The organism is Haloplanus vescus (assembly GCF_900107665.1).
In the GTDB taxonomy this organism is placed as follows: domain Archaea; phylum Halobacteriota; class Halobacteria; order Halobacteriales; family Haloferacaceae; genus Haloplanus; species Haloplanus vescus.
On record NZ_FNQT01000001.1, the window covers coordinates 1,340,417 to 1,364,000 of the forward strand.

Annotated in this window: 25 protein-coding genes and 1 other RNA gene; 16 read left to right on the forward strand and 10 right to left on the reverse strand. The window is 68.6% G+C overall.

Annotated elements, in window-relative coordinates:
- The first annotated feature begins 3 nt into the window (after positions 1-3).
- Positions 4-1,338: a tRNA pseudouridine(13) synthase TruD gene (truD, locus tag BLU18_RS07210; RefSeq protein ID WP_092633378.1), complete on the forward strand. Its 1,335-nt coding sequence runs from the start codon at positions 4-6 to the stop codon at positions 1,336-1,338.
- Here the strand turns inward: truD and BLU18_RS07215 are convergent.
- Positions 1,335-2,627 (reverse strand): hypothetical protein, encoded by a 1,293-nt coding sequence (locus tag BLU18_RS07215; protein WP_092633380.1) that lies wholly within the window; start codon positions 2,625-2,627, stop codon positions 1,335-1,337. The genes truD and BLU18_RS07215 overlap by 4 nt on opposite strands.
- A gap of 93 nt (positions 2,628-2,720) precedes the next feature.
- On the opposite strand from BLU18_RS07215, the gene BLU18_RS07220 reads away from it, so the two are divergent.
- From BLU18_RS07220 to BLU18_RS07265, 10 genes are all read left to right on the forward strand, one after another.
- A complete protein-coding gene (locus BLU18_RS07220; RefSeq protein ID WP_092633382.1) occupies positions 2,721-3,440 on the forward strand; it encodes a DUF2103 domain-containing protein in 720 nt (239 codons plus the stop codon).
- 52 nt (positions 3,441-3,492) lie between these two features.
- Entirely contained in the window at positions 3,493-3,768 is a 276-nt protein-coding gene (locus BLU18_RS07225) for an eL43 family ribosomal protein (RefSeq protein WP_092633384.1), read from the forward strand.
- A 1-nt stretch (position 3,769) separates the two neighbouring features.
- Positions 3,770-3,904, forward strand: coding sequence for a DNA-directed RNA polymerase subunit P (locus BLU18_RS07230; protein ID WP_092633386.1), 135 nt, complete (start codon positions 3,770-3,772; stop codon positions 3,902-3,904).
- Positions 3,905-3,908: 4 nt separating this feature from the next.
- A complete protein-coding gene (locus BLU18_RS07235) occupies positions 3,909-4,184 on the forward strand; it encodes a KEOPS complex subunit Pcc1 (RefSeq protein ID WP_092633388.1) in 276 nt (91 codons plus the stop codon).
- Positions 4,185-4,237: 53 nt separating this feature from the next.
- A complete protein-coding gene (locus tag BLU18_RS07240; protein ID WP_092633390.1) occupies positions 4,238-4,627 on the forward strand; it encodes a prefoldin subunit beta in 390 nt (129 codons plus the stop codon).
- Positions 4,628-4,631: 4 nt separating this feature from the next.
- Complete coding sequence (locus tag BLU18_RS07245; protein ID WP_092633392.1) at positions 4,632-4,886, forward strand: DUF3194 domain-containing protein; 255 nt, start codon at positions 4,632-4,634, stop codon at positions 4,884-4,886.
- Between the two features lie 61 nt (positions 4,887-4,947).
- Positions 4,948-5,898 carry a WD40/YVTN/BNR-like repeat-containing protein gene (locus tag BLU18_RS07250; protein WP_092633394.1) on the forward strand — a complete coding sequence of 317 codons (951 nt, stop codon included), beginning with the start codon at positions 4,948-4,950 and terminating at the stop codon, positions 5,896-5,898.
- Between the two features lie 52 nt (positions 5,899-5,950).
- Positions 5,951-7,549 carry an Hvo_1808 family surface protein gene (locus tag BLU18_RS07255; protein ID WP_092633396.1) on the forward strand — a complete coding sequence of 533 codons (1,599 nt, stop codon included), beginning with the start codon at positions 5,951-5,953 and terminating at the stop codon, positions 7,547-7,549.
- Between the two features lie 36 nt (positions 7,550-7,585).
- A complete protein-coding gene (locus BLU18_RS07260; protein WP_092633398.1) occupies positions 7,586-8,980 on the forward strand; it encodes an Hvo_1808 family surface protein in 1,395 nt (464 codons plus the stop codon).
- Between the two features lie 70 nt (positions 8,981-9,050).
- Positions 9,051-10,205: a nicotinate phosphoribosyltransferase gene (locus BLU18_RS07265; RefSeq protein WP_092633400.1), complete on the forward strand. Its 1,155-nt coding sequence runs from the start codon at positions 9,051-9,053 to the stop codon at positions 10,203-10,205.
- 15 nt (positions 10,206-10,220) lie between these two features.
- Here BLU18_RS07265 and BLU18_RS07270 read toward each other — a convergent pair whose 3' ends face one another.
- The gene (locus BLU18_RS07270; RefSeq protein ID WP_092633402.1) at positions 10,221-10,823 is read right to left on the reverse strand and encodes a TIGR00296 family protein; all 603 of its coding nucleotides are present in this window, start codon (positions 10,821-10,823) and stop codon (positions 10,221-10,223) included.
- A 164-nt stretch (positions 10,824-10,987) separates the two neighbouring features.
- Here BLU18_RS07270 and rnpB point away from each other — a divergent pair.
- Positions 10,988-11,379, forward strand: an RNA gene (gene rnpB, locus BLU18_RS07275) — RNase P RNA component.
- A gap of 2 nt (positions 11,380-11,381) precedes the next feature.
- On the opposite strand, the gene BLU18_RS07280 is transcribed toward rnpB, so the two are convergent.
- Positions 11,382-12,113: a glycerophosphodiester phosphodiesterase gene (locus tag BLU18_RS07280; protein ID WP_092633404.1), complete on the reverse strand. Its 732-nt coding sequence runs from the start codon at positions 12,111-12,113 to the stop codon at positions 11,382-11,384.
- Entirely contained in the window at positions 12,110-13,204 is a 1,095-nt protein-coding gene (locus tag BLU18_RS07285) for an aminopeptidase (RefSeq protein WP_092633406.1), read from the reverse strand. Before BLU18_RS07285 ends, BLU18_RS07280 begins: the two co-directional genes overlap by 4 nt.
- A 100-nt stretch (positions 13,205-13,304) precedes the next feature.
- Here BLU18_RS07285 and gnd point away from each other — a divergent pair, with 100 nt between their 5' ends.
- Together gnd and BLU18_RS07295 are read left to right on the forward strand one after the other, a co-directional pair.
- Positions 13,305-14,198, forward strand: a complete 894-nt coding sequence (gnd, locus tag BLU18_RS07290) for a phosphogluconate dehydrogenase (NAD(+)-dependent, decarboxylating) (RefSeq protein WP_092633408.1) — start codon at positions 13,305-13,307, stop codon at positions 14,196-14,198.
- 60 nt (positions 14,199-14,258) lie between these two features.
- Positions 14,259-14,852, forward strand: a complete 594-nt coding sequence (locus tag BLU18_RS07295; RefSeq protein ID WP_092633410.1) for a 2Fe-2S iron-sulfur cluster-binding protein — start codon at positions 14,259-14,261, stop codon at positions 14,850-14,852.
- A 66-nt stretch (positions 14,853-14,918) separates the two neighbouring features.
- On the opposite strand, the gene BLU18_RS07300 is transcribed toward BLU18_RS07295, so the two are convergent.
- The 4 genes from BLU18_RS07300 to BLU18_RS07315 all read right to left on the reverse strand — a co-directional run bounded on the left by BLU18_RS07300 (position 14,919) and on the right by BLU18_RS07315 (position 19,569).
- Entirely contained in the window at positions 14,919-15,623 is a 705-nt protein-coding gene (locus BLU18_RS07300; protein ID WP_092633412.1) for a bacteriorhodopsin, read from the reverse strand.
- Positions 15,624-15,625: 2 nt separating this feature from the next.
- On the reverse strand, positions 15,626-17,923 hold the full coding sequence (locus BLU18_RS07305; RefSeq protein ID WP_092633414.1) for a methyl-accepting chemotaxis protein: 2,298 nt from the start codon (positions 17,921-17,923) through the stop codon (positions 15,626-15,628).
- Between the two features lie 73 nt (positions 17,924-17,996).
- The gene (locus BLU18_RS07310; RefSeq protein ID WP_092633416.1) at positions 17,997-19,103 is read right to left on the reverse strand and encodes a DoxX family protein; all 1,107 of its coding nucleotides are present in this window, start codon (positions 19,101-19,103) and stop codon (positions 17,997-17,999) included.
- 49 nt (positions 19,104-19,152) lie between these two features.
- Positions 19,153-19,569 (reverse strand): DoxX family protein, encoded by a 417-nt coding sequence (locus tag BLU18_RS07315; protein ID WP_092633418.1) that lies wholly within the window; start codon positions 19,567-19,569, stop codon positions 19,153-19,155.
- 208 nt (positions 19,570-19,777) lie between these two features.
- Here BLU18_RS07315 and BLU18_RS07320 point away from each other — a divergent pair, with 208 nt between their 5' ends.
- Complete coding sequence (locus BLU18_RS07320; protein ID WP_092633420.1) at positions 19,778-20,131, forward strand: winged helix-turn-helix transcriptional regulator; 354 nt, start codon at positions 19,778-19,780, stop codon at positions 20,129-20,131.
- A gap of 75 nt (positions 20,132-20,206) precedes the next feature.
- A complete protein-coding gene (gene hemE, locus BLU18_RS07325; RefSeq protein ID WP_092633422.1) occupies positions 20,207-21,214 on the forward strand; it encodes a uroporphyrinogen decarboxylase in 1,008 nt (335 codons plus the stop codon).
- Here hemE and hemG read toward each other — a convergent pair.
- Together hemG and hemH are read right to left on the reverse strand one after the other, a co-directional pair.
- Entirely contained in the window at positions 21,204-22,466 is a 1,263-nt protein-coding gene (gene hemG, locus BLU18_RS07330) for a protoporphyrinogen oxidase (protein ID WP_092633424.1), read from the reverse strand. The genes hemE and hemG overlap by 11 nt on opposite strands.
- The gene (hemH, locus tag BLU18_RS07335; protein WP_092633426.1) at positions 22,463-23,509 is read right to left on the reverse strand and encodes a ferrochelatase; all 1,047 of its coding nucleotides are present in this window, start codon (positions 23,507-23,509) and stop codon (positions 22,463-22,465) included. Before hemH ends, hemG begins: the two co-directional genes overlap by 4 nt.
- Positions 23,510-23,584 lie beyond the last annotated feature (75 nt).

Consider the following 23,584-nt stretch of genomic DNA (forward strand, 5'->3'; position numbering starts at 1 on the left):
CCCATGCGCGACGCCCATCCCCTCGAACGGCAGGTCGGCATCGACCACTACGTGAGCGACGGCCCCGGCGTCGGCGGGCGCCTCCGCGACGACCCGAGCGACTTCCGGGTGCGCGAACTGGAGACGATAACCCCCGAACCGCTCGACGCCGATTCGGGCTCGTACCCCATCCTCCTCGTTCGCGCGACGCTCACCGACTGGGACACCAACGACTTCGCGAGTGCGCTCTCGGACGCGATGGGCATCAGTCGCGAACGGGTGTCGTGGGCGGGCACGAAAGACAAGCGCGCGGTCACGACGCAGCTGTTCTCGATTCGGGACGCGACGGCCGAGGACCTGCCCGACCTCTCGGGCGTCGACATCGACCCGCTGGGCCGAATCGGCCGGGACCTGGAGTTCGGTGACCTCGCGGGCAACGCCTTCGAGATTCGCATCGCGGACGCCAAGCGACCCGAGGCAGTCGGGGACGTGACCGACGACCTGCGGGCGTTCGGCGGCGGGTCGGCCGCTGTGCCGAACGTCTTCGGCCACCAGCGCTTCGGCAGTCAGCGGCCCGTCACGCACGAGGTGGGCCTGCACGTCGTCCGCGAGGAGTGGCGAGAGGCCGTCCTCACGTACGTCGGCAACCCGGCGGAGACGGAACCGGACCGGACACAGCAGGCGCGGGCGACGGTCGAAGACGTGGCGGCGAGCGCCGACCCCGACTGGCAACAGGCACTCGACGCGATGCCGGGGCACCTCGGCTACGAGCGCTCGATGCTGCACACACTGGTCGAGAACGGCGGCGAGACGCCCGCCGACTTCCGCGACGCGCTGGAGACGGTGCCGTGGAACCTCCAGCGACTCTTCGTCAACGCCGCGCAGTCGTACGCGTTCAACCAAATCCTCTCCGAACGCCTGCGTCGCGGCCTGCCCTTCGACCGTCCCGTCGCCGGCGACGTGGTGTGTTTCGCGGACGCCGACGCGCCCGAAGGGTTGGCGCTCCCCGACACCGACCGCCTCCAGCGAGTCGACGAGGAACGCGTCGACGTGGTGACCCGCCACTGCGAGCGCGGACGCGCCTTCGTCACCGCGCCGCTGGTGGGGACGGAGACGGAACTCGGCGACGGCGAACCCGGCGAGATAGAGCGCGAGGTGCTCGGGGAGTTGGACCTCGCACCCGACGATTTCGACCTGCCCGGCAACTTCGACTCCTCGGGGACGCGACGCGCGATTCTGGTCGAGGCGAATCTGAGCGTCGAGCGCGACCCCCTGACCATCTCCTTTTCGCTCCCGCGCGGGTCGTACGCGACGGCGGTCCTCCGGGAGTATCTGAAGGTCGACCCGCGGGACCTCTAGTCGGCGAGGCCGTAGCCGAGCAGGAAGAAGGGACTCCCGACGACGACGGCGGCGAGGGCGCCGAAGACGGCGAGAGTGACAGCGAGGACGTAGAGCGTTCCGCCCTGCGAGGCGATGGAGAACATCGTCGCGAGGACGACGAGGAGCGTGCCGACGGCGACAGTCAGCCCCCGCCGGAGCGACGTGTGGGCGGCAGTGTAGCCGGCGAGCGTCGCGGCGTAGACGGGTAGCGGCAAGAGTAGGGGGACGACGTTCACGTCCGGGAGAGTGGACGCCTGCAGGAGGAGGCCGGTGGCGACGGCGAGCGCGGACGCAAGGGCGACGAGGCCGGCGAGACGCCACTCGGAAAGCTGGTCACGGACGGCGGGCAGAGAGAGGAGCGCGCCGAGAGCGACGGCGCCGACGCCGCCGGCGAGAAGGGACGGTTCCGACCCCACGACGACGGTTCCGGCGTAGAGCGGGTAGGCGAACGCGAGGACGCCGACGCCGACGACGGCGAGTGCGCGACGGTCGGGCGTGGTCGTGGCGTCGGCGTCGAGCGCACGAGCGCCGCGAGCGAGGACCGCGAAGCCGCCAGCGAACACCGCTCCGGGCACGACGAGGAACAAGAGGACGTTGCGTCCGACGATGGGGACGAGTGGGAGCGCGACGGCGACCAGACTCCACAGGGGCGCGAGCGCGGCGTCGTCGGGGACGAGCGTCACGAACGGCCCGTCGCCGCTGGAGTCGAAGGACGTGACCGTCATGCGGCGTGACGACACGTCGGCGCCGGGGAGGGCGTCGCCGACGACCATCCCCGGCGGCGCGACGAGGGTGAGGCGGTCGGCGCCGAGACCGAACCGGACGAGACGGCCGTCGTCGTCGCGGAAGTAGTCGACGCGGAGGACGCCGCCCGGCGCATCGGTCGCCACGTCGGGCGTGCGGTACCGCATCCGGACGGTATCACCCGAGACGCTCGTCGAGTGGAGAGTGCCGTCGTGGATAGCGATGGCGTCACGGGCGAGCGAGCGCCGGAGCGAATCGTTGCGTGCGAGCGTCGCCGCCGCGGTGTCGTTCAGTCGGTTCTCGACGGTCCACGTCGCGGAGCCGTTGCGGTGGACGCGCATCGTGGCGGTGCTGTGTTCGATTTCGACGTCCATCCCGTGGGCGTATGCCGCGTCGGTGAAGCCACGGTCACAGGGCGAGCAGACGGGGACGGGCCGCGGACTCGCCGCGGCGGGGACCGCGACGCCGAGGAGGGCGACGACGAGAGCCGCGGCGACGAGGACGCGGGTCGGGCGGAGGGCCATGCGAGGTGGTGTGTGGCCGGGACCCAATGGGCTTTGTGCCGGGGTCTGGGCACCGAAGGACGGACTTATCAGACGCGCCCGACTGTCACCGATATGGAGTGTCGGCGGTGTGGAACCCCGTTAGACCGACCGGGCGACTACTGTCTGGTCTGTCGCACCGCCAACTGCGACGCGGTCGTCCTCGACATCGACGTCGACCGCGCGACGCTGACGATGGTAGAGGAGGAGGAGACGGTGGGCGAGACGACGATTACGACGCGCCCGGAGGAGGAGGGCGAGGCGCGGGTCATCGAGCGCCGAAACTTCGCCGGGCTAATCGCCGACGAAATCCGTCGAAAGCGTCCGGAGACGGTGTTCGCGGCGGGCGACCGAGAGATAATCCGCGCGGTGCGGGGGGAGACCCACTACGAGTTCTATCGCGTCGCCGGCGACGACCCGGTGGCGTCGGTGTTGGAACGTCGCGGGGAACGGGCGCTCGAAGTCGTGGAGACGCCGCCGAAGGAGAAACTCGGCGGGCGACACACGACGCTCATCGGCAAACGAGCGGGGCGCCGAGCCATCTCGACGGTGGCCGAACACCCGCACGTGAAGAAAATCGTCCCCGGACCCATCGACGCCGGGGGCAAGGGGTCGCAGTCGGGGTTGCGCGCGAAGGTGACGCGGGCGGACGACAACGGGAACGTGCGCTTACTCCTGCGCGACGGGTCGAGCGTGCAGGAGAACCGCATCGTCACGACGGCGATGAACCGCGAAACCGGCGAGCGCGTCCGCGACGATTTGAACGATGCGCTGGCGGCGGCGGACCTGCAGTGACGAACGGAAACTCGCAGGGTTTATCCGTTCGCTAACGGTAAGAATCGGTACTATGGCCGAGAACAAGGCACGCAGCACTGGGAGCGCGGGCCGATTCGGCGCGCGATACGGGCGTGTCGCCCGCCGGCGCGTCAAGGAAATCGAAGGCGAGATGCAGAACGCCACGCTCGACGGTGACAGTGTCACCCGAATCGGAACGGGCGTCTGGAAGAACGAGGAGACGGGCGAAGTGTTCACCGGCGGGGCGTACCGCCCCGAGACGCCCGGTGGCCGCACCGTCAAGCGCTCCATCCGCGCTGCGCTCGCGACCGACGAAGACGACGAATAACATGAGTTACAAGTGTTCCCGGTGCAAGCGCGACGTCGAACTCGACGAGTACGGCGGCGTCCGCTGCCCGTACTGCGGTCACCGGGTGCTCCTCAAGGAGCGCGCGCCGACCGTCAAGGAAGTCAACGTCGAGTAACTCCGTGGCCGAGTCGGTCGACGACGACGCGCCACACCACCTCTCTTTGCAGTTCGAGTATGACACCGAGGAACGCGCTCGTCGCGTCGAGCGGAGCGTCGGCGTCGAAGTCGGCGAGATAGACGACGCTCGGTCGGCGGCGACCGTCACGCGCGACGCGCAGACGGTCGAAGTTCGCATCGAAGCGACAGACCTCGTCGCCCTCCGTGCGGGGACGAACACGTGGAGTCGCCTCCTCGCCGTCGCGGAGCGAGTCGAGGACGTGGCGTCGCAAGCGTGACGTGAGCGAACGGAATACGGGGCTTTTTCACTCCGGGACCCAACGGTCCGCGCATGCAAGGAAATCTGCCGCCGGAAGCCCAAGAGAAACTCGAAGAACTGCAGGACCTGCAGGAGACGGCCCAGCAAGTGGCCGCGCAGAAACAGCAGGCCGAGTCGACGCTCAACGAGTCGAAGACGGCGCTCGACGCCCTCGGCGACATCGACGAGGACACCGAGATGTACCGTGAAGTCGGCGAACTCCTCGTCTCTACGGAGTACGACGAGGCCCACGACGACCTGGAAGAGAAAGTCGAGAGCCTCGAAGTGCGCGTCGAGCAGCTGAGCAAACAGGAAGAGCGCGTCCGCGACCAGTTCGAGTCGCTTCAGGAAGAGCTGCAGCAGATGCTGCAGGGCGGCGCTGGCGGCGGCCCGATGGGTCCGGGCGGCGCTGGCGGCGCGTAAGGCCGTGCCCGACGACGAAACCGTCGTGCAGACGGCGGCGGAAGCCGCCGAAGGCGTCGTGTTCTCGCGATACCGACAGTCGGACGTTCGCGACCTAGACGTGACCGTGACGTTCGAAGACGGCGTGCTGGAAGTCGACGTCTATCTGAACGCGCCGGACGAGGACGCGGACCCCGAGACGGTGGCCGACGAGGCCGCACGGGCGGCACAGGATGCCGTCGACGACCTCTTCGACGCCGCGGACGACGACGCAGCGTAGTCCGAACGGCCACCTAACTTATGCCGACTCACTTCTGAGTCCCGACTGGAGTGATTTAACGATGCGCGACATGACGCGCCGAACGTTACTCCGTGGTACCGCAGCGAGCGCCGCCCTGGCAAGTGTCCCGGCTCTCGGCGCCGCAGACAGCGTGTGGCTGAACGCGAAGACGGCGGTCGACGTGTCCCTCCACGACGTGGAAATGACGAACGCGGGCGCGTACAGCGTCGGCGGTGGCGGGTACATCCTCGAACGCGGCAGCGACCTGTGGGGTATCGCCGCCAGCGGCGGCCCCACGGGGAACGGCAACGACCTCTACGGCGCCGACGTGACCGACGACGGCGAGCGACTGTGGGTCGTCGGCGCCAGCGGTGCCATCGGCGAGTACGACGTCGCCGACCGCACCCTCGTCGACCACTCGGCCCCGAACGACGTGACGAACAACTTCAACGACGTGGCCGTGACGGGCGAAGCGGGCAGCGCGAACGTCTACGTCGCGGGTGACTCCGGGGCAATCTACTACAGCTTCGAGAACGGCGCCAGCGGAACGTGGGACTCGGTCACGCCGGGGAGCGGGTCGAACATCAACGCCATCGACTTCTACGGTCCCCGGTCGGGCTACGCCGTCGACGGCAACACCACCGTCTTCAGTACCAGCGACGGGTCGACGTGGGAGGCCAGAGGCATCGAGGACGCCGACAGCGACTTCTATGGCGTCGACGCCGACGGCGAGGACGAGGTGACCATCGTCGGCGGCAACGGCACGGTGTATCGCTGGTCCGAGGGCGCGTGGGTCCGGTCGGACACCGGCGACGCGTCGCTCCGAGACGTGGAAGTGACGGGCGAGACGGGGGTCACCGTCGGCGATGGCGGGGCGATGTTCCGCCGCGACGCCGAGGGCTGGACGGCCGCAACCGCGCCCACCGGGACGAATCTCCGGGCCGTCGTCGACGCTGACGGCCTCGAAGTCGCCGTCGGCGATGGCGGGACCGTCATCGAGCGGTCGCTCTAAGCGGCCCGACCCGGCGGGCAAGGTACTTCCGTAGTGCATCCTAACGGGGGGTATGCGACAGCGGGTATCCGTCGGACTCGCGGTACTGATCGTGTTGGCGTCGGTCGCTCCGGCCGCCGTTACGGGAACCGCCGCGGCGGCCGGTAGCGGGGGCGCCGCGACGGCCGTCGACGACGCGGGCGTCGCCCAACAGCGGGCCGACCCCGACAGCGACACTATCGGGTGGGAGAGCGGCTATTGGCACAACGAATCGATAGACGTCGACCAGTCGGACGGCCTCTCAGACCGGGAGTTGGACGCGCTCGTCAGCCGAGCGATGGCGCGCGTCGAGTACCTGCGCGAAGAGGAGTTCGAACAGGACGTCCCCGTCGAAGTCATCTCCCGCGAGGAGTTCCAGAGCCAGCGCAACCAGAACTCGTCGCGCAACGCGTCCTACGACGCGTGGAACAGTCAGGTGTGGGAGGCGCTGTTCATCGTCGGCGAGAGCGACGGCGCGAACGACGCCATCCAGTCGGCGACTGGCAGCTCGACGGCGGGCTTTTACGCCCCCGGTGACGACCGCATCCGCATCATTACGGATTCGCCGGATAGCCCCACCATCGACAACGCGACGCTGGTTCACGAGCTCACTCACGCGCTACAGGACCAGACGGGTGACCTCGGCGAGCAGCTGTCGGGGTCGAAGACACAGGACGCCGACCTCGCGACGGACGGCGTCGTCGAAGGGGAGGCGAACTACATCGAACACAAGTACACCGAGCGGTGTGGCGTCGAGTGGGAGTGTGTCGACCCGCCGAGTTCAGGCTCCAGCGGGTCGCAGTCCCCGCCGAACCTCGGCATCCTCCTGACGCTACTGCATCCCTACTCCGACGGCCCGGTGTACATCGACTGGCTCCGCCAGCAGGGTGGCTGGGACGCCGTCGACGAGGCGTTTCAGGACCCGCCCGAATCCACCGAGCAGGTCATCCACCTGACCGACGAGGAACCGGTGCCAATCGAGTACCGTGACCGCGCCCGCGACGGATGGGAGACGTTCCCCCAGCAGGGCGTCAACGGCTCCGACACGGTGGGCGAGGCGTCGATGTACGTGATGTTCTGGTATCAGGCGCGGACGGCGGGCGCCCAGACCGTCTCGCCGCGGAGCGTCGCCCGGACCAGCGGCCCGCTCGACATGTACAACTACGACGCGGCGCCGTCGGCTGGATGGGGGAACGACCGTCTGTACCCGTACCACAACGGAACCGGTGAGGACGCGGAGTACGGCTACGTCTGGGTGACCGAGTGGGACAGCGAACAGGACGCCGCGCAGTTCCACAACACCTACCGCGCCATCCTCGACGCTCACGACGCCACCTCGGAGGGGGAGAACACGTACGTCATCGAAGACGGCGAGTTCGCCGACGCCTTCCGCATCGACCGACAGGGCACCCGCGTCACCATCGTCAACGCGCCGACGACCGAGGGACTGTCGGACGTTCGACCGCGGAGTCAGAGCGACACCGGAGACACGAGCGGCGGCGACGAATCGACCGCCACGGCGACCGAGACGGATTCGACCGGGCTGGAAGCGCCCGGCTTCGGTGCGCTGCCCGCGCTCGTCGGGTTACTGATCGCCGTCGGCCTCGCGGTGGTAGTCCGCCGTCGCGACTGACGGCACCCTTTTGCCGCCGTGGCGCCGACGGAGGGTATGCACGCGCGGACCGTCCTGCTCGCGGTGCTGGTCGTCCTCGCCGGGTGTGGCGGGACGACTGGGACGGACGCGACGACGACGACGACGGAGCCACCGACTTCTGCGGACACCACGACACCGACAGCGACGACCACGCCGGCACACCCCGCGTTCGACGACCCCGAGACGGACCGGTTGGGCTGGGAGCACGGCTACTGGTACGACGAACCGCTGGCCGTGAACGCCACCGACGGCCTGAACGAGAGCGAGCGACGGGCAGTCGTCGCGCGGACGATGGCCCGCGTCGAGCGTCTCCGCGGGTTGGAGTTCGAATCGCGAGTGCCGGTGGACGTGGTCGACAGAGAGACCTACCTCGCCCGCGAGAACGTGACGGCGACGGCGTGGGACGAACAGGTGTGGGAGGCGCTCTTGCTCGTGGGGGAGAATCGGTCGGTCGAGGGCGTCTTCGAGTCGTTCTACGGCGCGTCGGTGCAGGGGTCGTACCTGCCGAGTGAGGACCGCATCGTGGTGGTGAGCGAGTCGGAGACGCCGACGATAGACCGCGAAACGCTGGCGCACGAACTCGTCCACGCCCTGCAGGACCAGCAGTTCGGCTTCGACCGCGGGAACCGAACCCGCGACGCGCGCCTCGGCTATCGAGGCTTGATAGAGGGCGACGCGGGGTACGTCGAAGACCTGTACGCGGAGCGATGCGAGGCGTCGTGGTCGTGTCTGCCCCGCCCCGAGAGCGGTCCGGGTGGGAGCCTCGACGACAATATGGGCGTCTACGTCGCCGCGTACCAACCCTACTCCGACGGCCCGGCCTTCGTCCACCACCTCCGCCAGCGAGGGGGGTGGGAAGCGGTGAACGACGCGTACGCGAACCCGCCGACGAGTTCGACGCAGGTCATCCACCCGGAGCGCTACCCCGACTGGTCGCCAGCGTCGGTCCGGATTCAGAACCGGTCGAGCGGCGACTGGCACCGGTTCGACCGGTCGCCCGCGGGGACGACGGTTGGCGAGGCGTCGCTGTTCGCCACCGTGTGGGCCAACGGCGGGACCGACGTGTTCCACCTCCAGCGACCGACCCGCCCCTACCGCGCGTACAACTACACGCACGACGTGACAGCGGGGTGGGCGGGCGACCGACTCGTCCCCTATCGGAACGAGACGGGGGCGACGGGCTACGTCCTCCAGATAGAGTGGGCGACCGAGGGCGACGCCGCGGAGTTCGCCATCGCGTACCGCGACCTGCTTCGGACGCGCCGCGGCGCGGAGCGTCGCGGCGAGAACGTCTTGGTCGTCCCCGCAGGTCCGTACGCGGACGCCTTCCGCGTCGAGCAGTCGGGGACGACGGTGACCATCGTGAACGCGCCGACCGTGACGGCGCTCGATTCGGTTCACGCGCGATGAAGACGAATCCTCTTCGACGGGGGGTATCGAACGAACGGACTTTTCACGAGCGGGGGCAAAACGGGCGTCAATGCCACCGTTCGACATCGTCGGTCCCGACGCCATCCGCGACGGGACGGCGACCGACGCGTATTTCTCGCGGACGGAGACGACGCTTCGACACGCCGAGCGGAACCCGACCGTCGTCGCGGAAGTGACGGCCGACCAGTTCCCCGACGGCGACTTCGAACTGTTCGCGGGCGTGAAAGACGCTGCGTCGCTGCTCTCGGGGCTGGACGTCGACGTCGACGCGATGTGCGAGGGACAGCTGTTCGACGGCGGCCCCGTCCTCCGCATCGAGGGGTCGTATCTGGAGTTCGCCCGCTTCGAAACCTCACTACTCGGCTTCCTCTCGCACGCCAGCGGCATGGCGACGAACGCGCTGGAGGCACGGCGGGCCGCCCCCGACTCGACGGTGCTCTCCTTCGGCGCGCGGCACGTCCACCCGTCGATTGCGGCGACGGTCGAGCGGAGCGCGTTGCTCGCCGGCTTCGACGGCTTCTCGCACGTCGCGGCGGGGGACGTGCTCGGCCGAGAAGCGGGCGGGACGATGCCCCACGCGCTCCTCATCTGTTTCGGGCGCGGAGAGCAGGAGCGAGCGTGGCGGGCGTTCGACGAGGCCGTCGCCCCCGACGTGCCGCGGGTGGCGCTCTGTGACACCTACAGCGACGAGGTTGACGAGGTGTTGCGCGCCGTCGAGACGCTGGGCGACGACCTGGATAGCGTCCGCATCGACACGACGGGGTCGCGCCGGGGCGACCTCAAACACATCGTCCGCGAGGTGCGCTGGGAACTCAACGCGCGCGGGCACGGCGACATCGACGTGTTCGTGAGCGGCGGCCTCGGCCCCGCGGAACTGCGCCACCTGCGTGACGTAGCGGACGGGTTCGGCGTCGGCGGCCACGTCTCGAACGCCGACCCGGTGGACTTCGCCCTCGACATCGTCGAAGTCGACGGCGAACCCGCGGCCAAGCGGGGGAAACTCTCGGGGACCAAGCAGGTGTATCGGACGCCGGACGGCGGCCACCACGTCGGCCTCGCGGCGCGCGAGGGACCGGAGGGGGGTGAGCCGCTGCTCGAACCGCTGATTCGCGACGGCGAGGTGGTTCGGGAGTTCGATTTGGACGCGGCGACAACGCGAGCGCTGGCCGACGCCGAAGCTGTCGGGTTCGGAACGGACGCGTAGAATCGGCGCGACCGACTACAGCTGTTCGACGCTGCCGCCGTCTGCGCGCTCGCGGAAGACCTGTCCCTCGAACAGCGTAATCATAGTGTCCTCGTCCTGCCACGCGACGGGCGAGATGCCGGCTTTGCGGCAGGCGTGCGTGAGGAACTGCTCTTCGTTCCAGTCGTTCTCGACGGGAAGCGTGGGGTACATCCACGCGTGTTGCCCGTTGGCGTCGATGGCGACGCCGTGGGTTCCGAGGTCGATGTCGGCGAGGGGGTCGCTGGTGAGGACGTGATTACAGACGATACAGACGGAGATGTTGAGGCTCTCGAGTTCGGGGGGTTCGACTTCGGAGCCACAGGAGTCACCGGAAGCGGCGGTGATGGCCGCGTCGACGATGGCGTGGCCGAGTTGGTCGGAGCCGCGATACGCACCGGCACAGCCGCGGAGACGACCACGGCCGCGTGTGGAGGTGATGCGGACGAACGCCCCGGTGCGGGCGTAGAATGCGTCTCGCATGCTTCCCGGTTGTTCGCGCTGGCCTTGAAGCACGTATGCCTCGACGGCTTCACGAGCCAGTTCGACCGCTCGGGCCCCATCGTCGTAAGAAAGGTGTACCGGCTGCGCCTCGGACATACCTGTTCCTCGCTCCGAACGGACTTGAAGGCTTCCTTTCCGACGGGAACGACCGTGATGAATTCTAGCCGAGGGGTTCGGGGCGAGCGCCCCGAGCGAAGTCGCGGGCGCCAACGGGTGAGGCGTCCGATAGTGTTATTCGAGCGCCCGATCTACCGACGAGTGGCAGAGAGAGCCCGGCTTCCGTGCCCGCGGCGTTCGCGCCGGGGCATGAGGAAAGTCCCCCCACCGTCCGGACAGGTGACCGGGCGCAAGCCCGGAGTCGGAGACGGCTGGCTCTGGAACAGAAACGAGACCACTCGGCCCGACCGATGAGGTGCGCGAACCCGAGCGCAAGCGAGGGGAGTCGACCCACCGAGGGCAGGGAGGCGCGACGCGTCTCCGCGGCACGTGGCTCTGCCGCGTGCCTTCGGGACACCCGTCCCGCGACGGCCGAGAACGGATGGAACGGCGAATCCTCACCGGTGCAAGTCCGCCTCGCCAAGGTAGTCCGGACGCGGAGGTGGACGCTCAGCCGAATGCCGGTCGAACAGAAGGGGGCTTACTCCTCTCAGCCAGTTACGCCTCGAGCCACTGCTGTAGTCCCGGATAGTCCGCGATGAGGCCGTCGGCACCCGCCGCGACGGCGTCACGTGCCTCGCGCCACGTCCGAAGCGTCCAGACGTTGCACGTGCGGTCGATATCCACGCCGCCGCGAACCGCCGCGAGCGACGCGTGAATCGCCGTCGCGTCGTAGCGGTCGGCGAGCGTCCGGCCCACGTCGAGGCGCCGACAGAGTGGGGCAAGCGCGGCGTCGGCATCGCGGGCACGGACCGCCGCGAGTGCCCCCTCGCAAAAGGAGGAGAAGCGCACGTCTCGGTCCCCGAGCGTGTCACACACCCGATCAACGAAGGGTTGCCATCGCTCGCGGGCGGCGTCGCGGTCAGCGGGGGGAAGCGGGCCGCGACAGACGGACTCGCCGGGGCGCTTCAGTTCTATGTCAAGCGGCACCGTTGTCTCCGCACACAGGCGGGCGAGCGTAGGAACGCGTTCGCCGCTACCGTACACGCTCGCGGCCGTCACCGTCTCGGGTGACAGGTCGTGCACGGCGCCAGAGCCGTCGGTGACGCCGCGACTCTCGCCGTCGTCGTCGAGGTGGGCGTCGTGAAAGACGACGGGCGTCCCGTCCGCGCAGGCGACGACGTCGATTTCGACGCGGTCGGCGCCCGCGGCGCTCGCGGCGCGGACGGCGCCGACGGTGTTCTCCGGGTTGACGCCCGCGAACCCGCGGTGGGCGATGGTCGTCGTCACGACTCGAAGCCGTCCGCCCAGCGGAACAGACCGTCGCGCTGGATTACCTCGCCGTCGACGAGGAGGCGCGACCCCTCGTCCATCCGCGTGATGAGGTCGGTGTGGACGGCACTCTCGTTGCCCGACTCGCCCGCGGGGAGGCAGGCGTCGTACGCCCGGCCGATGGCGAGGTGGACGGTCCCTGCCATCTTCTCGTCGAAGAGAACGCTGTCGGTCGGTCGGGTGATGCCGCGGTTCATCCCGACGCCGAGTTCGCCGAGGCGTCGGGCGCCCGCGTCGGTGTCGAGGAGGGCGGCGAGGGCGTCTTCGCCCTCCGCGGCGCTGAAGTCGACGACTTGTCCGTCCTCGAAGACGAGGCGCGCGTCGCGGAGGCGCCGACCCTGTACGGTGATGGGCACGTCGAAGGTGACGTGACCCTCGGCGTCGGCGGGCGCGGTGAACACCTCGCCGCTGGGGAGGTTGTGGGAGTCGTAGGCGACGCTCGCGGCGCTGTTGACGGCGGTTCGGTTCTCGATGGAGAGGGTCAGGTCGGTGTCTTCGGTGACCAGACGGACCTCGCTCCCGGCGTCGAGGACGTCTTTCAACTGCCCCATCTCGTCGGCGAGCGACTCCCAGTCGCGGAGGACGGCGTCGTAGACGAAGTCCTGATAGGCCTCGTAGGACATCCCGGCGGCTTGGGCGAGCGAGCGCGTAGGGTGGACTGTCGACACCCAGTCGGTCGCCATGCGGGCCTCGCGGGCGTCTTCGCGGGCGCGGGCGTACGCCCCCTGTCTCTCGCCGGGCACGTCGGCGGTAGCGGTGGTGTTGCGGCCGCCGCCGAGCGAGAGGTACACGTCAGCTTCCTCGTAGAGGGCGCGTTCGGCGTCGGGCGTGGCGAACTCGTCGTCGTGGGCGCGGAGGTACGCCCGCGTCACCTCGTCGGAGCCGTAGGTGGCGAGGAGTGTCGCGCCGCGGGCGCCGAGTTCGGCGGCGACGGCGACGGCCAGGTCGTGGGCGCCTTCGGCGACACGCATCACCACCTCGTCGCCGGGGTCGACCCGGGCGCTCCAGTCGACGAGCGTCTCGGCGTGTGCACGAATACGGTCGTCCATACGCAGAGGAGATGGGGGAGGGGCAAAAGAGCGCGGGGGGGACAGTCGCCGGAACCGGCGAACCACAACCACTACCTCCCGGCGCGTCGCAGGGTGTGCCATGCAACTGGGCGTTATCGGTCTGGGTCGGATGGGACAAATCGTCGTGGAGCGAACGCTGGCGGCGGGACACGACGTCGTCGCGTTCGACATCGACGAGGAAGCGGTGGCGACGGCGGCGGACGCCGGCGCCGAACCCGCGGACTCGATTCCCGACCTCTGTGACCGACTCGGCTCGGAGAAGCGAATCTGGCTGATGGTGCCGGCGGGCGACGCCGTCGACGCGGCGCTAGAGGAACTCGAACCCCACGTCGACGAGGACGACATCGTCGTCGACGGCGGCAACTCTCACTTCGAGGACTCGACGCGTCGGGCGGAGGCGACAGCGGCCGCCTACCTCGACTGCGGGACAAGCGGTGGGCCCGCGGGCGCCGAACTGGGCTTCTCGCTGATGGTCGGCGGGCCGGAGGCGGCCTACGCCGAACTGGCGCCGGTCTTCGACGCGGTGGCGACGGGGCCGGACGGTCACGACCGCATGGGGCCGGCGGGGTCGGGTCACTACGTGAAGATGGTCCACAACGGCGTGGAGTACGCGCTGATGCAGGCCTACGGAGAGGGGTTCGAACTGCTCCACGAGGGGCGGTACGACCTTGACCTCGAAGCCGTCGCCCGGACGTGGAACAACGGCGCCGTCATCCGCTCGTGGCTGCTCGAACTCTGTGAGGAGGCGTTCCGCGAGGAGGGGACGGACCTCGGGGACGTGGCCGACCACGTCGCTGGCGGGTCGACAGGGACGTGGACGGTCCAAGAGGCGCTGGAACGCGAGGTGCCGGTGCCGCTCATCCACCAGGCGCTCGCGGAGCGGTTCGCCTCGCGGCGCGACCGCTTCTCGCGGCGCTTGGCCAACCGCCTGCGCTACGGATTCGGACGCCACGAGGTCGCTCGCGAGGACTGACGACCCGGCCGCAGCGCGGTAATCACAATTACCTTAACCCCCGAATCCGTAGCGCCGACCATGGTCGAGGTTAACTTGGTGGGTCTGGGGGCGGGTGCGCTCCTGACGCTCACCGCCGTCGCGCTCCACCTGTCGAAGGGGACGGGGTGGACGCCCACCACGGACATCAGCCAAGAGGTGCTCGAACACCGGGCCGAATCGGTGCCGGAGACGGAGTTCCCGGAGCCGATGAACCGCGCCATCGGCGCCGGTGGCGGCGGCGCCGTCCCTGCGGGTGGCGCCGGCGAAGACGGTGCCGAACTCGAAGGCGGGGCCGAGAGTGCCGAGGAAGCAGGTCCGTGGGACCTCTCCGACGACGAGGCCGACACCTTCGAAATCGAGTACGCGAAAGAAGGGTCGACGGTCGAAGTCAAAGAGAACGAGACGGTCCTCGAAGCCGGCGAAGACGAGGGCTGGGACATGCCCTACGCCTGCCGACAGGGCCAGTGTGTCTCGTGTGCCGGACAGATCACCTCCGGCGGTAACGCCGAAGACTACGTCGTCCACGACGACCAGCAGATGCTCGACGACAACGAACTCGGCGACGGCTACACGCTCACCTGCGTCGCGTACCCGAAAGACGACTTCACCATCGAGACGGGCGAAGCGCCCTAATCGACGCCGTCGCTCGCGACTGTTTTTCCGACCTGCGTCCGCAAAATATCGTGACGCCCGACGCCGTCAGTCCGCCGTGGGCGTCGCTTCGCTGTCGACGGCGTCGTCCTCGGCGAGTGTCGCCAGTCCGTCCACCGCCAGCGCGACAAAGGCCGCCTTGCTAATCAGGTCGAGGTAGGCGATGACGAGCATCGTCATGTCGCGGGTGAGCAGGCTGATGCCCGACGGGGCGAGAATCCAGACGACGGGGTAGAGCGTCCACAGCGCGATGGTGAGGTTGCGGAGCGTGATGAAGAGTGTGCGGGTGCGCTCGTTCGAGAACGTCGCCTGCCGCGGAATGCGGCCGTAGAGCTCGTACACGAGGACGCCGAACGCGAAGACACCGCCCGCGAACGCGATCCAGCGAATCGGGCCAGCGATGACGACGGCGACGGCGCCGAGGACGAGTAAGAGCACGTCGGCGACGATGAGGCGGAGCAGCGACCCGCGGCCGGTTTCGCCGAGCATCGCTAGGAAGAGGAGGATGAGCGGCGTCGTAATCAGCCAGTCGACGTAGCGGGGAATGGAGACGACACGGCCCGAGGCCGACACCGCCCCGATGTCGAACGCCATCAGGGTGTAGGCCACGGCGGCGACGCCCGTCACCCCCGCGAGGACGAGATAGTGCGTCCGTCGGTCGGGGTCGGTTCGCCACCCCCAGAGGGGTGGGAGCGTTCCGAGCGCCATGCCGATGGCGCCGAGCGTCGCCCACGTCGTAGTCGTTCCGAGCATAGTTATCGTGCCTCCGTGTCGCGGCCGCCGTCACCGACGGCGTCTGCGCGCGTGCCGCCGGTCGCGGTCGGTGCGTCGGTGTCGCCGACGTCGAAGCCGGCGAGTCGTTCGCGAAGCCGAGTGGCCCGCCGCGTGAGTTCGTCCGCGGCGTCGTCCACCTCGGTGATAGTCCGCTCCTGTCGGTCTGCCGTCTCCGTCACGCTGCTCGCCTGCTCTGCGGTCTGTTTGCTGATTGCGGCCACCTCGTCGAGGTTCTCCACCACTCGCTCGGTGGAGTCGGCCTGACCGTCGGTGGCGTCAGCGATGCCCTGGATGCTGGAGTCGATTTCCTCGACGTAGTCGGCGATGCGTTCGAGGGCGTCGATGGCACCCTCCACCGTCTCGACGCCTTCGTCGACGCGCTGGCTCGTCTCCTGTGTGCCCTCGACGACCTGCTCGGTGCGTTCGCGGACGGATTCGATGCGCGCCTCGATTTCGCTCGCGGACTCCTTGGTCTCCTCGGCGAGGTTCTTCACCTCGTCGGCGACGACCGCGAAGCCGTCAGCGTCGCCCACCTCGCCGTTGGCGTGGGCGGCTTCGATGGAGGCGTTGAGCGCGAGCAGGTTGGTCTGCTCGGCGATGTCGGAGATGACGTCGACGATTTCGCCGATTTCGTCCATCTCGTCTTTGAGCGCCTCGACTTCGGCCTGCGTGTGGTCGGTCATCCCCTCGATGCTGTCGAGTTCGTCGACGGCCGCCTCGGCGGCGGCGCGGCCGTCGTCGCCCGCGTCGGCCGCGCGCTCGGAGGTGTCGGCGACGGTGTCGACGGTCGCTGCAATCTCCTCGGCGCTCGCCGAGAGGTCGTTCACTTCGCCGGTCATGTCCTGCAGGCTCTCGGTCTGCGTGCGGGCACCGTCGGCGATTTCGCCGACCGCATCGTTCATCTCCTCGCCCGCGGCCATGACGTCGGTGGCGTTCTGGTCGACCGCTTCGGCGGCCGTCGCCACCTCGGCGCTGAACGCGGTGACCTCCTGGATGGTCGACTGGATGGCGGCGACCATGTCGTTGAACGCCCGGCCGATGGTAGCCATAGCGTCGTTCTCGTCTTGCACGTCGATGCGGCGGGTGAGGTCGCCGTCGGCCACGTCTCGCATCACCTCGCCGTAGGCTTCGGCGGTCCGTTCGAGACGCTCGTTGGTCTCGGTCGCTTCGGCGCGGGCCTGTTCGGCCTCGGCGCGGGCCTGTTCGGCCTCGGTGCGCGCCGTCTCGGCTTCCCGAATCCGCTCGCGGAGCGAGGCCCGCATCTCGTCGAAAGCCCGGTAGAGCTGGCCGATTTCGTCGGTTCGCCCGGTCCGAAGCGTGACGTCAAGGTCCCCGTTGGCCATCGCTTCGGCCTTGCCGGAGAGGCGGCGAAGCGAGAGCGTCGTTCGGCTCCCAATGGTGACGCCGATCAGCACGAGGCTGATGACGGCGACGAGGATGAGACCGAGGATGCCGGAGACGACAGCTCGTTGCACCGCGAAGGCCGCACTCGACGGCTGGACGACGACGACTGCCCAGCCGGTGCTGTCCATCGGCGCGGCGGCGACGGCCTGCTCGTCGGTCGTCGTGAACGTCGCACCGTCGAACGCGCCGTCGGGGACGACGGTCGACGTGGCTTCAGCAGCGGACCCGAGACGCGACGAGTCGGGGTGCGCGAACACCGTGCCGTCGGTGCCGACGACGGCGGTCTGGCTGGATTCGGCGCCGTCCGTGAGGGCGCTAACGTGGCCACCGAAGTCGACGACGTACACGAGTAGCCGGTCGGAACGGCCGTCGACGGGCGTCGCGACCGAGACGGTCGAGGAGTCGACCCGCTCGGAGCGTGCGGGGTCGGTGACGACCACGTCGTCCGCGCCGTCGAACGAGGACTGCGCGACCCGCGCGTCGGTGCCGACGAAGTCGGCGTCCGAACTCGCGAGCACTTCACCGGAGTCGGCGTCGACGTAGTGCGTAGCCACGAGGTCCGGCGGCGCCCGGTCAGGGCTGGATACGTCGGTCAGATACGCGGAGACGGCGGCTGAGTCGTCGCTCCGGAGCGCTGGGTGGTCGGCGGCGACGCGTGCCTGCGTCGTCACGCCGGTCAACCAGGCGTCGACGCGCTCGGCCCGCTGGTCGGCCGTCTCGGTCATACGTTGCTGTACGTCGTCGCGCAACTGTGCGGACGCGTCGACGCTCACGGCAGCTCCGACGCCGACCGTCAGGAGCAACACCACCGCGAACGCCACCGCGAGTTTGAGTCCGTACCGGCGACGAAACCGGTTCAGGACGGGAAGGCCCATGGTCTGAACGCCATTTGGTGCAGTGTTTAATAATCACACCCCCCCAAGTATAGCGTCTGATAATCGGAGGCAGTCAGTCGGACGGCGTCGCCGCGTCGGCGCTCGGGTCGACCGCGTCTTGGAGGCCGATTCGCGAGCGGAGTCGAGGGACGAGTGTCCGGTCAACCGCGAAGGGACCGCTCCCAGTGATGAGCAGCGCGGAGGTGAGGCCGAAGAGCGTGACGTGGGCGAGGACGGGGTCGTCGGGCAGGCCGAAGAGCGTCGTCGTGAGGATGAGGAATCCGGCCCCGGCGGCGCTGCGAGTGAAGGTTCCGGTCAGGATGCAGAGGCCGACGACGAGTTCGCCGAGGCCCGCGCCGAACACCCACATCTCGGGCGAGACGGGGACGACGGCGGTGAGCCCGTATTTCTCGACCACCTGCAAGGCACGCCCCGAGTTGAGCCACTTCTCGGTCACGCCGAGATAGGCGAAGTTGAGGCCGAGGAAGAGGCGGATGAGCAGCGGCGCGACGGATTTCTCGACGCCGAAGCGAGAGAGCAGGTCACCGACGGTGGTCACGCCCCGGAACCGACTCATGAGCGTGCCGTCGGTGACGACCAGTCGGCGGAGCAGCAGGTCGGCGCTCGGCTGTCCTGGGCCGACGACGAGGATGCCGAGGAAGCCGGCGACGTACTCGGAGCTGAGCAAGAGCGTGGGGAAGTGCATCGTCAGGCCGACGGCGTAGGTGAGGAGGCCGGCCACGGCGGCCAGTCGGGTCGCCAGCCCGAACAGGAGACAGAAGGCGATGGTGACCTGCACGATACGGGCTTCGACGCTGACGACAGGTGAGAAGAAGTAGCCACTGAAGCCGGCACCCATGAGTGGGAGGCCGGTGGCGAGTCGCAACAGCCAGCCGAGATACGGCTGGTAGGAGCGGAGCGTCCGCCGCGTCACCGTCACGTCCGCGAGGTGGTCGCCGTAGCGAAGCCACCCGAGCGTTGCGACGGTGACGCCCACCGCGCCGCCGAGCAGGAGTGCGAGGTTCAGCGGATCGGAGAGGACGGCGAGGAGGAAGTCAACGACAGCGGGGCCGCCCTCCCCGTCTTCGGTCACGTAGTCGACGTGTGCGGCGACGGGGGAAGCGACGAGCGTGGCGCCAGTCGCTCCCGCCAGGACGCGCCGCGCCCAGCGAAGATACATCGGTGACTATTGGGGGACGACGCTGATAAAAAACGCGGCTGGCGTGGGCCTACAGGCCGACGTTCGCGGCGAGCGGCCACGCCGAACTCGCGAGCGCGAGGAAGACGAGGGCGCCGCCGAGGAGCGCGACGTTCTTCAGGAAGTTGTTGAACTCGCCCTGTCGCTGGTCCTCGGGTGCGTTCCAGAAGTCGTGCATCGTGGGCGTGGCGCCGACGAGGAAGACGGCGATGGCACCCGCGGCAATCGTCGGATAGACGCCGAGGATGAGGCCGAGGCCACCGGCGATGAGCATGCCGCCGGAGAAGGGCACGCCGAGCGACGCGGCGGGGATACCCTTCGCCTGCGCGTAGCCGATCATGCCCTCGGCATCGAGGAAGTGGTTCAGACCGGTAAAGGCCATCACGCCGCCGAAGAGGACGCGAGCAAGCAGGAAGACGACGCCCGCACCTGCGGAGTCGAAGACCATCAGGCGGTCACCTCAGTCGATACGAACGTGTCGAAATCGATTGTAGCGTTCATCGTACCCCGTCATACTCCCCCCGTAGATATATAGTTTATCTGATACTCGTGTCACCGGGTGGCGTGCGTGTTACCGGGGTGGCCCCTCTCACGGTAACACTCTGATACCTGATTCGGAACGTAACTGGTATCCCGGCGGATGGAATATCGTGAGTATGGCAATCCAGACGGGAACGGGGGACGCGGAGACGTGTTACGTCATCGAATCGCTCGAACAGATTGGCTCCCAGTGGCGACTGGCGGTCCTGCACGACTTGCAGGGCGAGGAGAAGCGCTTCAACGAACTCAAGCGGTCGACGGGCGCGAGTTCGCGGACGCTCTCGCGCGTCGTCGACGACCTGCAGGAGATGGGCTTCGTCGACCGGCGCCTCGAAGAGGACGCGCCGGTGGCGACGTACTACTCCCTGACCGAGAAGGGCCAGTCGCTCTGCCCGGTGTTCGATGCCATCGGCGACTGGGCCGAGGAGTGGATGGCCGAGGAGCCGACAGCCGAGGAATCGACGGCCTGAGTGGGGCGACGAGTCGCCACGGCACGAGCGGCCGCGATGCGACATACTTAGCCGGTCGGGGTCCAATCACCGGCCATGACGCACCTCCTCGTCCGCGCGGCCCGGGGCGAACGGACCGAGCGCCCGCCCGTGTGGCTGATGCGACAGGCCGGCCGCCACATCCCGGAGTACCGCGAGATTCGCGCCGATTACAGCTTCCGCGAAGCCATCGAGACACCGGAGGTGGCCACTCGCATCACGCTTCTCCCGTGGGACCTCTACGAACCCGACGGCCTGGTGATGTTCTCTGACATCCTGACCGTCCTCGAACCGCTTGGCTTCGACTATCACGTTGAGAGCGGCGTCGGTCCGGTCATCGAAAATCCCGTCGACGGCCCGGCAGACGCCGAGCGACCCCACGGCGACGTGGCGACCGACCTCGATTTCGTCGGTGACCTCCTCGACCGACTGGTCGACCGCGTGGGCGACCAGACGGCCATCATCGGCTTCGCCGGCGGGCCCTTCACCCTCGCCTCCTACGCCGTCGCCGGCGGCACGTCGCGCAATCACGGGCCACTCCGACGCTTCCGCGCCCAGCATCCCGAGGCGTTCCGCACCCTCCTCCGCGAGTTCGCGGACGTGGTGCGGGAGTATCTGGAGTATCAGGCCGCCCACGGCGCCGACGTGGTCCAACTGTTCGACACCTACGCCGGCGTCCTCTCCCCCGCCGACTACCGCGAGTTCGTCCTTCCCCTCCATCGCGAGATTCTGGCCGACCTCTCGGTGCCCTCCATCGTCTTCGTGCGCAATATGGGCGGGCGCCTCGACGCACTGGAGGCGACGGGGGCGGACGTGGTGGGACTCGATTGGACCGTCGACATGGCGGACGCGCGCGCCGAACTCGGTGACCGACCCGTGCAGGGGAACCTCGACCCGCAACACCTGTTCGGGCCCACGGATTTCGTCCGCGAGCGAACACAAGAGATAATCGACGCCGCCGGTCCCCGCGGCCACATCCTCAACCTCGGCCACGGCGTGAACCGAAACACGCCCGTCGAGTCCGTGAAGGCGTTCGTCGAGACGGCGAAGTCGGTCAGTCGGTAGCGAACCGCTCGGCCAGTCGCTTGGCCTCGCGGATACGCGACGGAACGCCCATCCGGCCCGCGTAGTTGGTCGCGAGGGTCACATTCTCGGGTAGGTCGACCCGCTCCATCGCCGCCCACGACTCGTCGTACGCGGGGAAGCCCCGCGGGTGGCGCGTGACGTTCAGCACCTCGGCGGGGGCACCGAGGACGTCCTCGAACTCCGTTGCGGCGATGCGGCCGAGTTCGGCGTCCGAGCGGTCGACCATCCCGGGGTTCCCCATCCCGCCGAGGAAGCAGGTGTAGACGCCGTCGCGGTCGAACAGGCCGGTGTTCCACGTCACGCCGAGAGTGTGGAGCGGTTCGTCGCGGCGAACCTGATAGCCGTAGCCGTCGGGCGCTGCCTCCGAAGCGAGGTGGACGTACGCGAGGGGGTTGTAGTAGAGTCGGCGGAGCGCGCGGGCGCTCTCGGCGTCGACGGGCGCGAGGAGGCCGGCGGCGACGTCGGCTCGCGTCGTCACGACGACGCGGTCGACGCGTTCGTCGCCAGCGTCCGTTTCCAGTCGGTAGCCCGACCCCTCGGGGACGATTCGGTCGACCGGCGTCTCCAGTTCGATTCGGTCGGCGTTGTGGTCGTAGAGCGCCCGCGGGAGTTGGGCCATGCCGTCCGCGAAGGAGACAGGCGGGGGGCGCTCGCCGTCCTCAATGATGCGATTGAGGGCGGCGCGGAGCAGACTCCCGGAGCGTTCCATCCGCCGCATCGTGTCGAGGGCGTACGCCCCGGGCATCTCCATCGGGTCGGAGCCGTAGATGCCGCCGAAGAGCGGTTCGACGAGGTTGTGGTACGCCTCCGTCCCGAACTTCCGCTGGAAGTACTCGCCGGCCGTCTCGTCGTCGCGAACGCCTTCGGTGAGCGGTTCGGCGAGCAGTCGGAGCTTCCCCCGGACCGAGAGCAGGTCGGTCGACAGGAACTCCCGGGGCGTGAAGGGAACGGGGCGGAGTCGGCCGTCGACGTAGACGTACAGGGGCAGGTCGTCGTCGGCCACGAGCAAGTCGTCTCGGAGCCCACAGGCGTCGACCAGTTCTTCGAGTTCGTCGGTCAGGCGCGTGCGCTGTGGGCCGTGGTCGAGAATACGTCCGTCGACGCGAGAGGACCGGATGACGCCACCGGGTTCTGCGGTGGCCTCGAACGCGACGGCGTCGACGCCGCGCTCCCGGAGGTAGTGGGAGAGGGCGAGTCCGGTGATGCCCGCGCCGACGATGCCGACCCTCATTCGTGGGGTGCGTTCAGACACATCGTCCCCGGTTCGTCGCGGCACTCACACTGGCGCAGGCCGGCGTACTCGGGGTCGTAGCCGGCGACGAACGGTTCGACCAAGTCTGCGAGTGCACCGATGAACCGCGAGTCGTCGTAGGGGATGGGGACGCGGTAGAACTCCAGCCCTTCGGCTTCGGCCTCCTCGCGGAGCTCCACGTCGAGTTCCGAGAGCGTCTCGCTCTGTTCGTGCATGAAGCTGACCGGTTCGACGACGACTCGGTCGGCGTCAACCTCCTCGATGACCTCCTCCACGTCGGGTTCGGTCCAGTCCACGTCGCGGTTCTCGTGGTTCTGGTAGCCGAGTTCGTACTCCTCGACGCCGAGCGCCGTGGCGACGACGTCACAGAACTCCTCGACGTACTCCTCGTAGCGACTGCCCTCGTCGAGGTAGTACTGGGGCGTGCCGTGCGCGGAGAAGACGAGGCGCGTGCCGTCGCCGAGCGAGAGGTCGTTCTCGTCGAGAAAGGTGCGGATGTTGTCGATGCGGACGCGGTTGTACGCGGGGTGTTTGTGCCAGCCGGTGAGGGCGTCGGTGGGTACGTCCCAGCCGATTTCGTCGAGGGCCTCGTCGAGTTCGTCGAGCGATTGGACCGTCGTCGAGGGGCCACAGAGCGGGTAGACGGGCAGGCCGATGAGGTGGTCGATACCGTCGTCGCGGGCGGCCTCCACCGCGTCCGTGATGAACGGCTCGGTGTACTGCATCCCATAGTAGGTCTCCACGTCGTAGCCGCGGTCGGCGAGGTCGTCGGCGAGCATCGTCGCCTGGGTGGTGGCGTGGTCGATGAGCGGCGAGCCGCCGATTTCCTCGTACTCTTCCATGAGGTCGGGGACGCGCCGCTGGGCAAGTTTGCTGGCGCGTTCGCGTGCCGCCGCCTCCGTCGCCTCCATCTCTTCGATGTCCATGTTGGCGAAGAAGATGCGTTCGAGATAGTCCACGACGACGTCTCGACGCGGCTCCGCCGGCTCACCGAAGTTGAGCAGGACGATTCCGGTAGTCATACGCTCCGCCTAGGGGAAGGGCGATACAAAACCTGTCGATGAGTGTGAGACGGTGACGACTGCCCCGGTAATTTA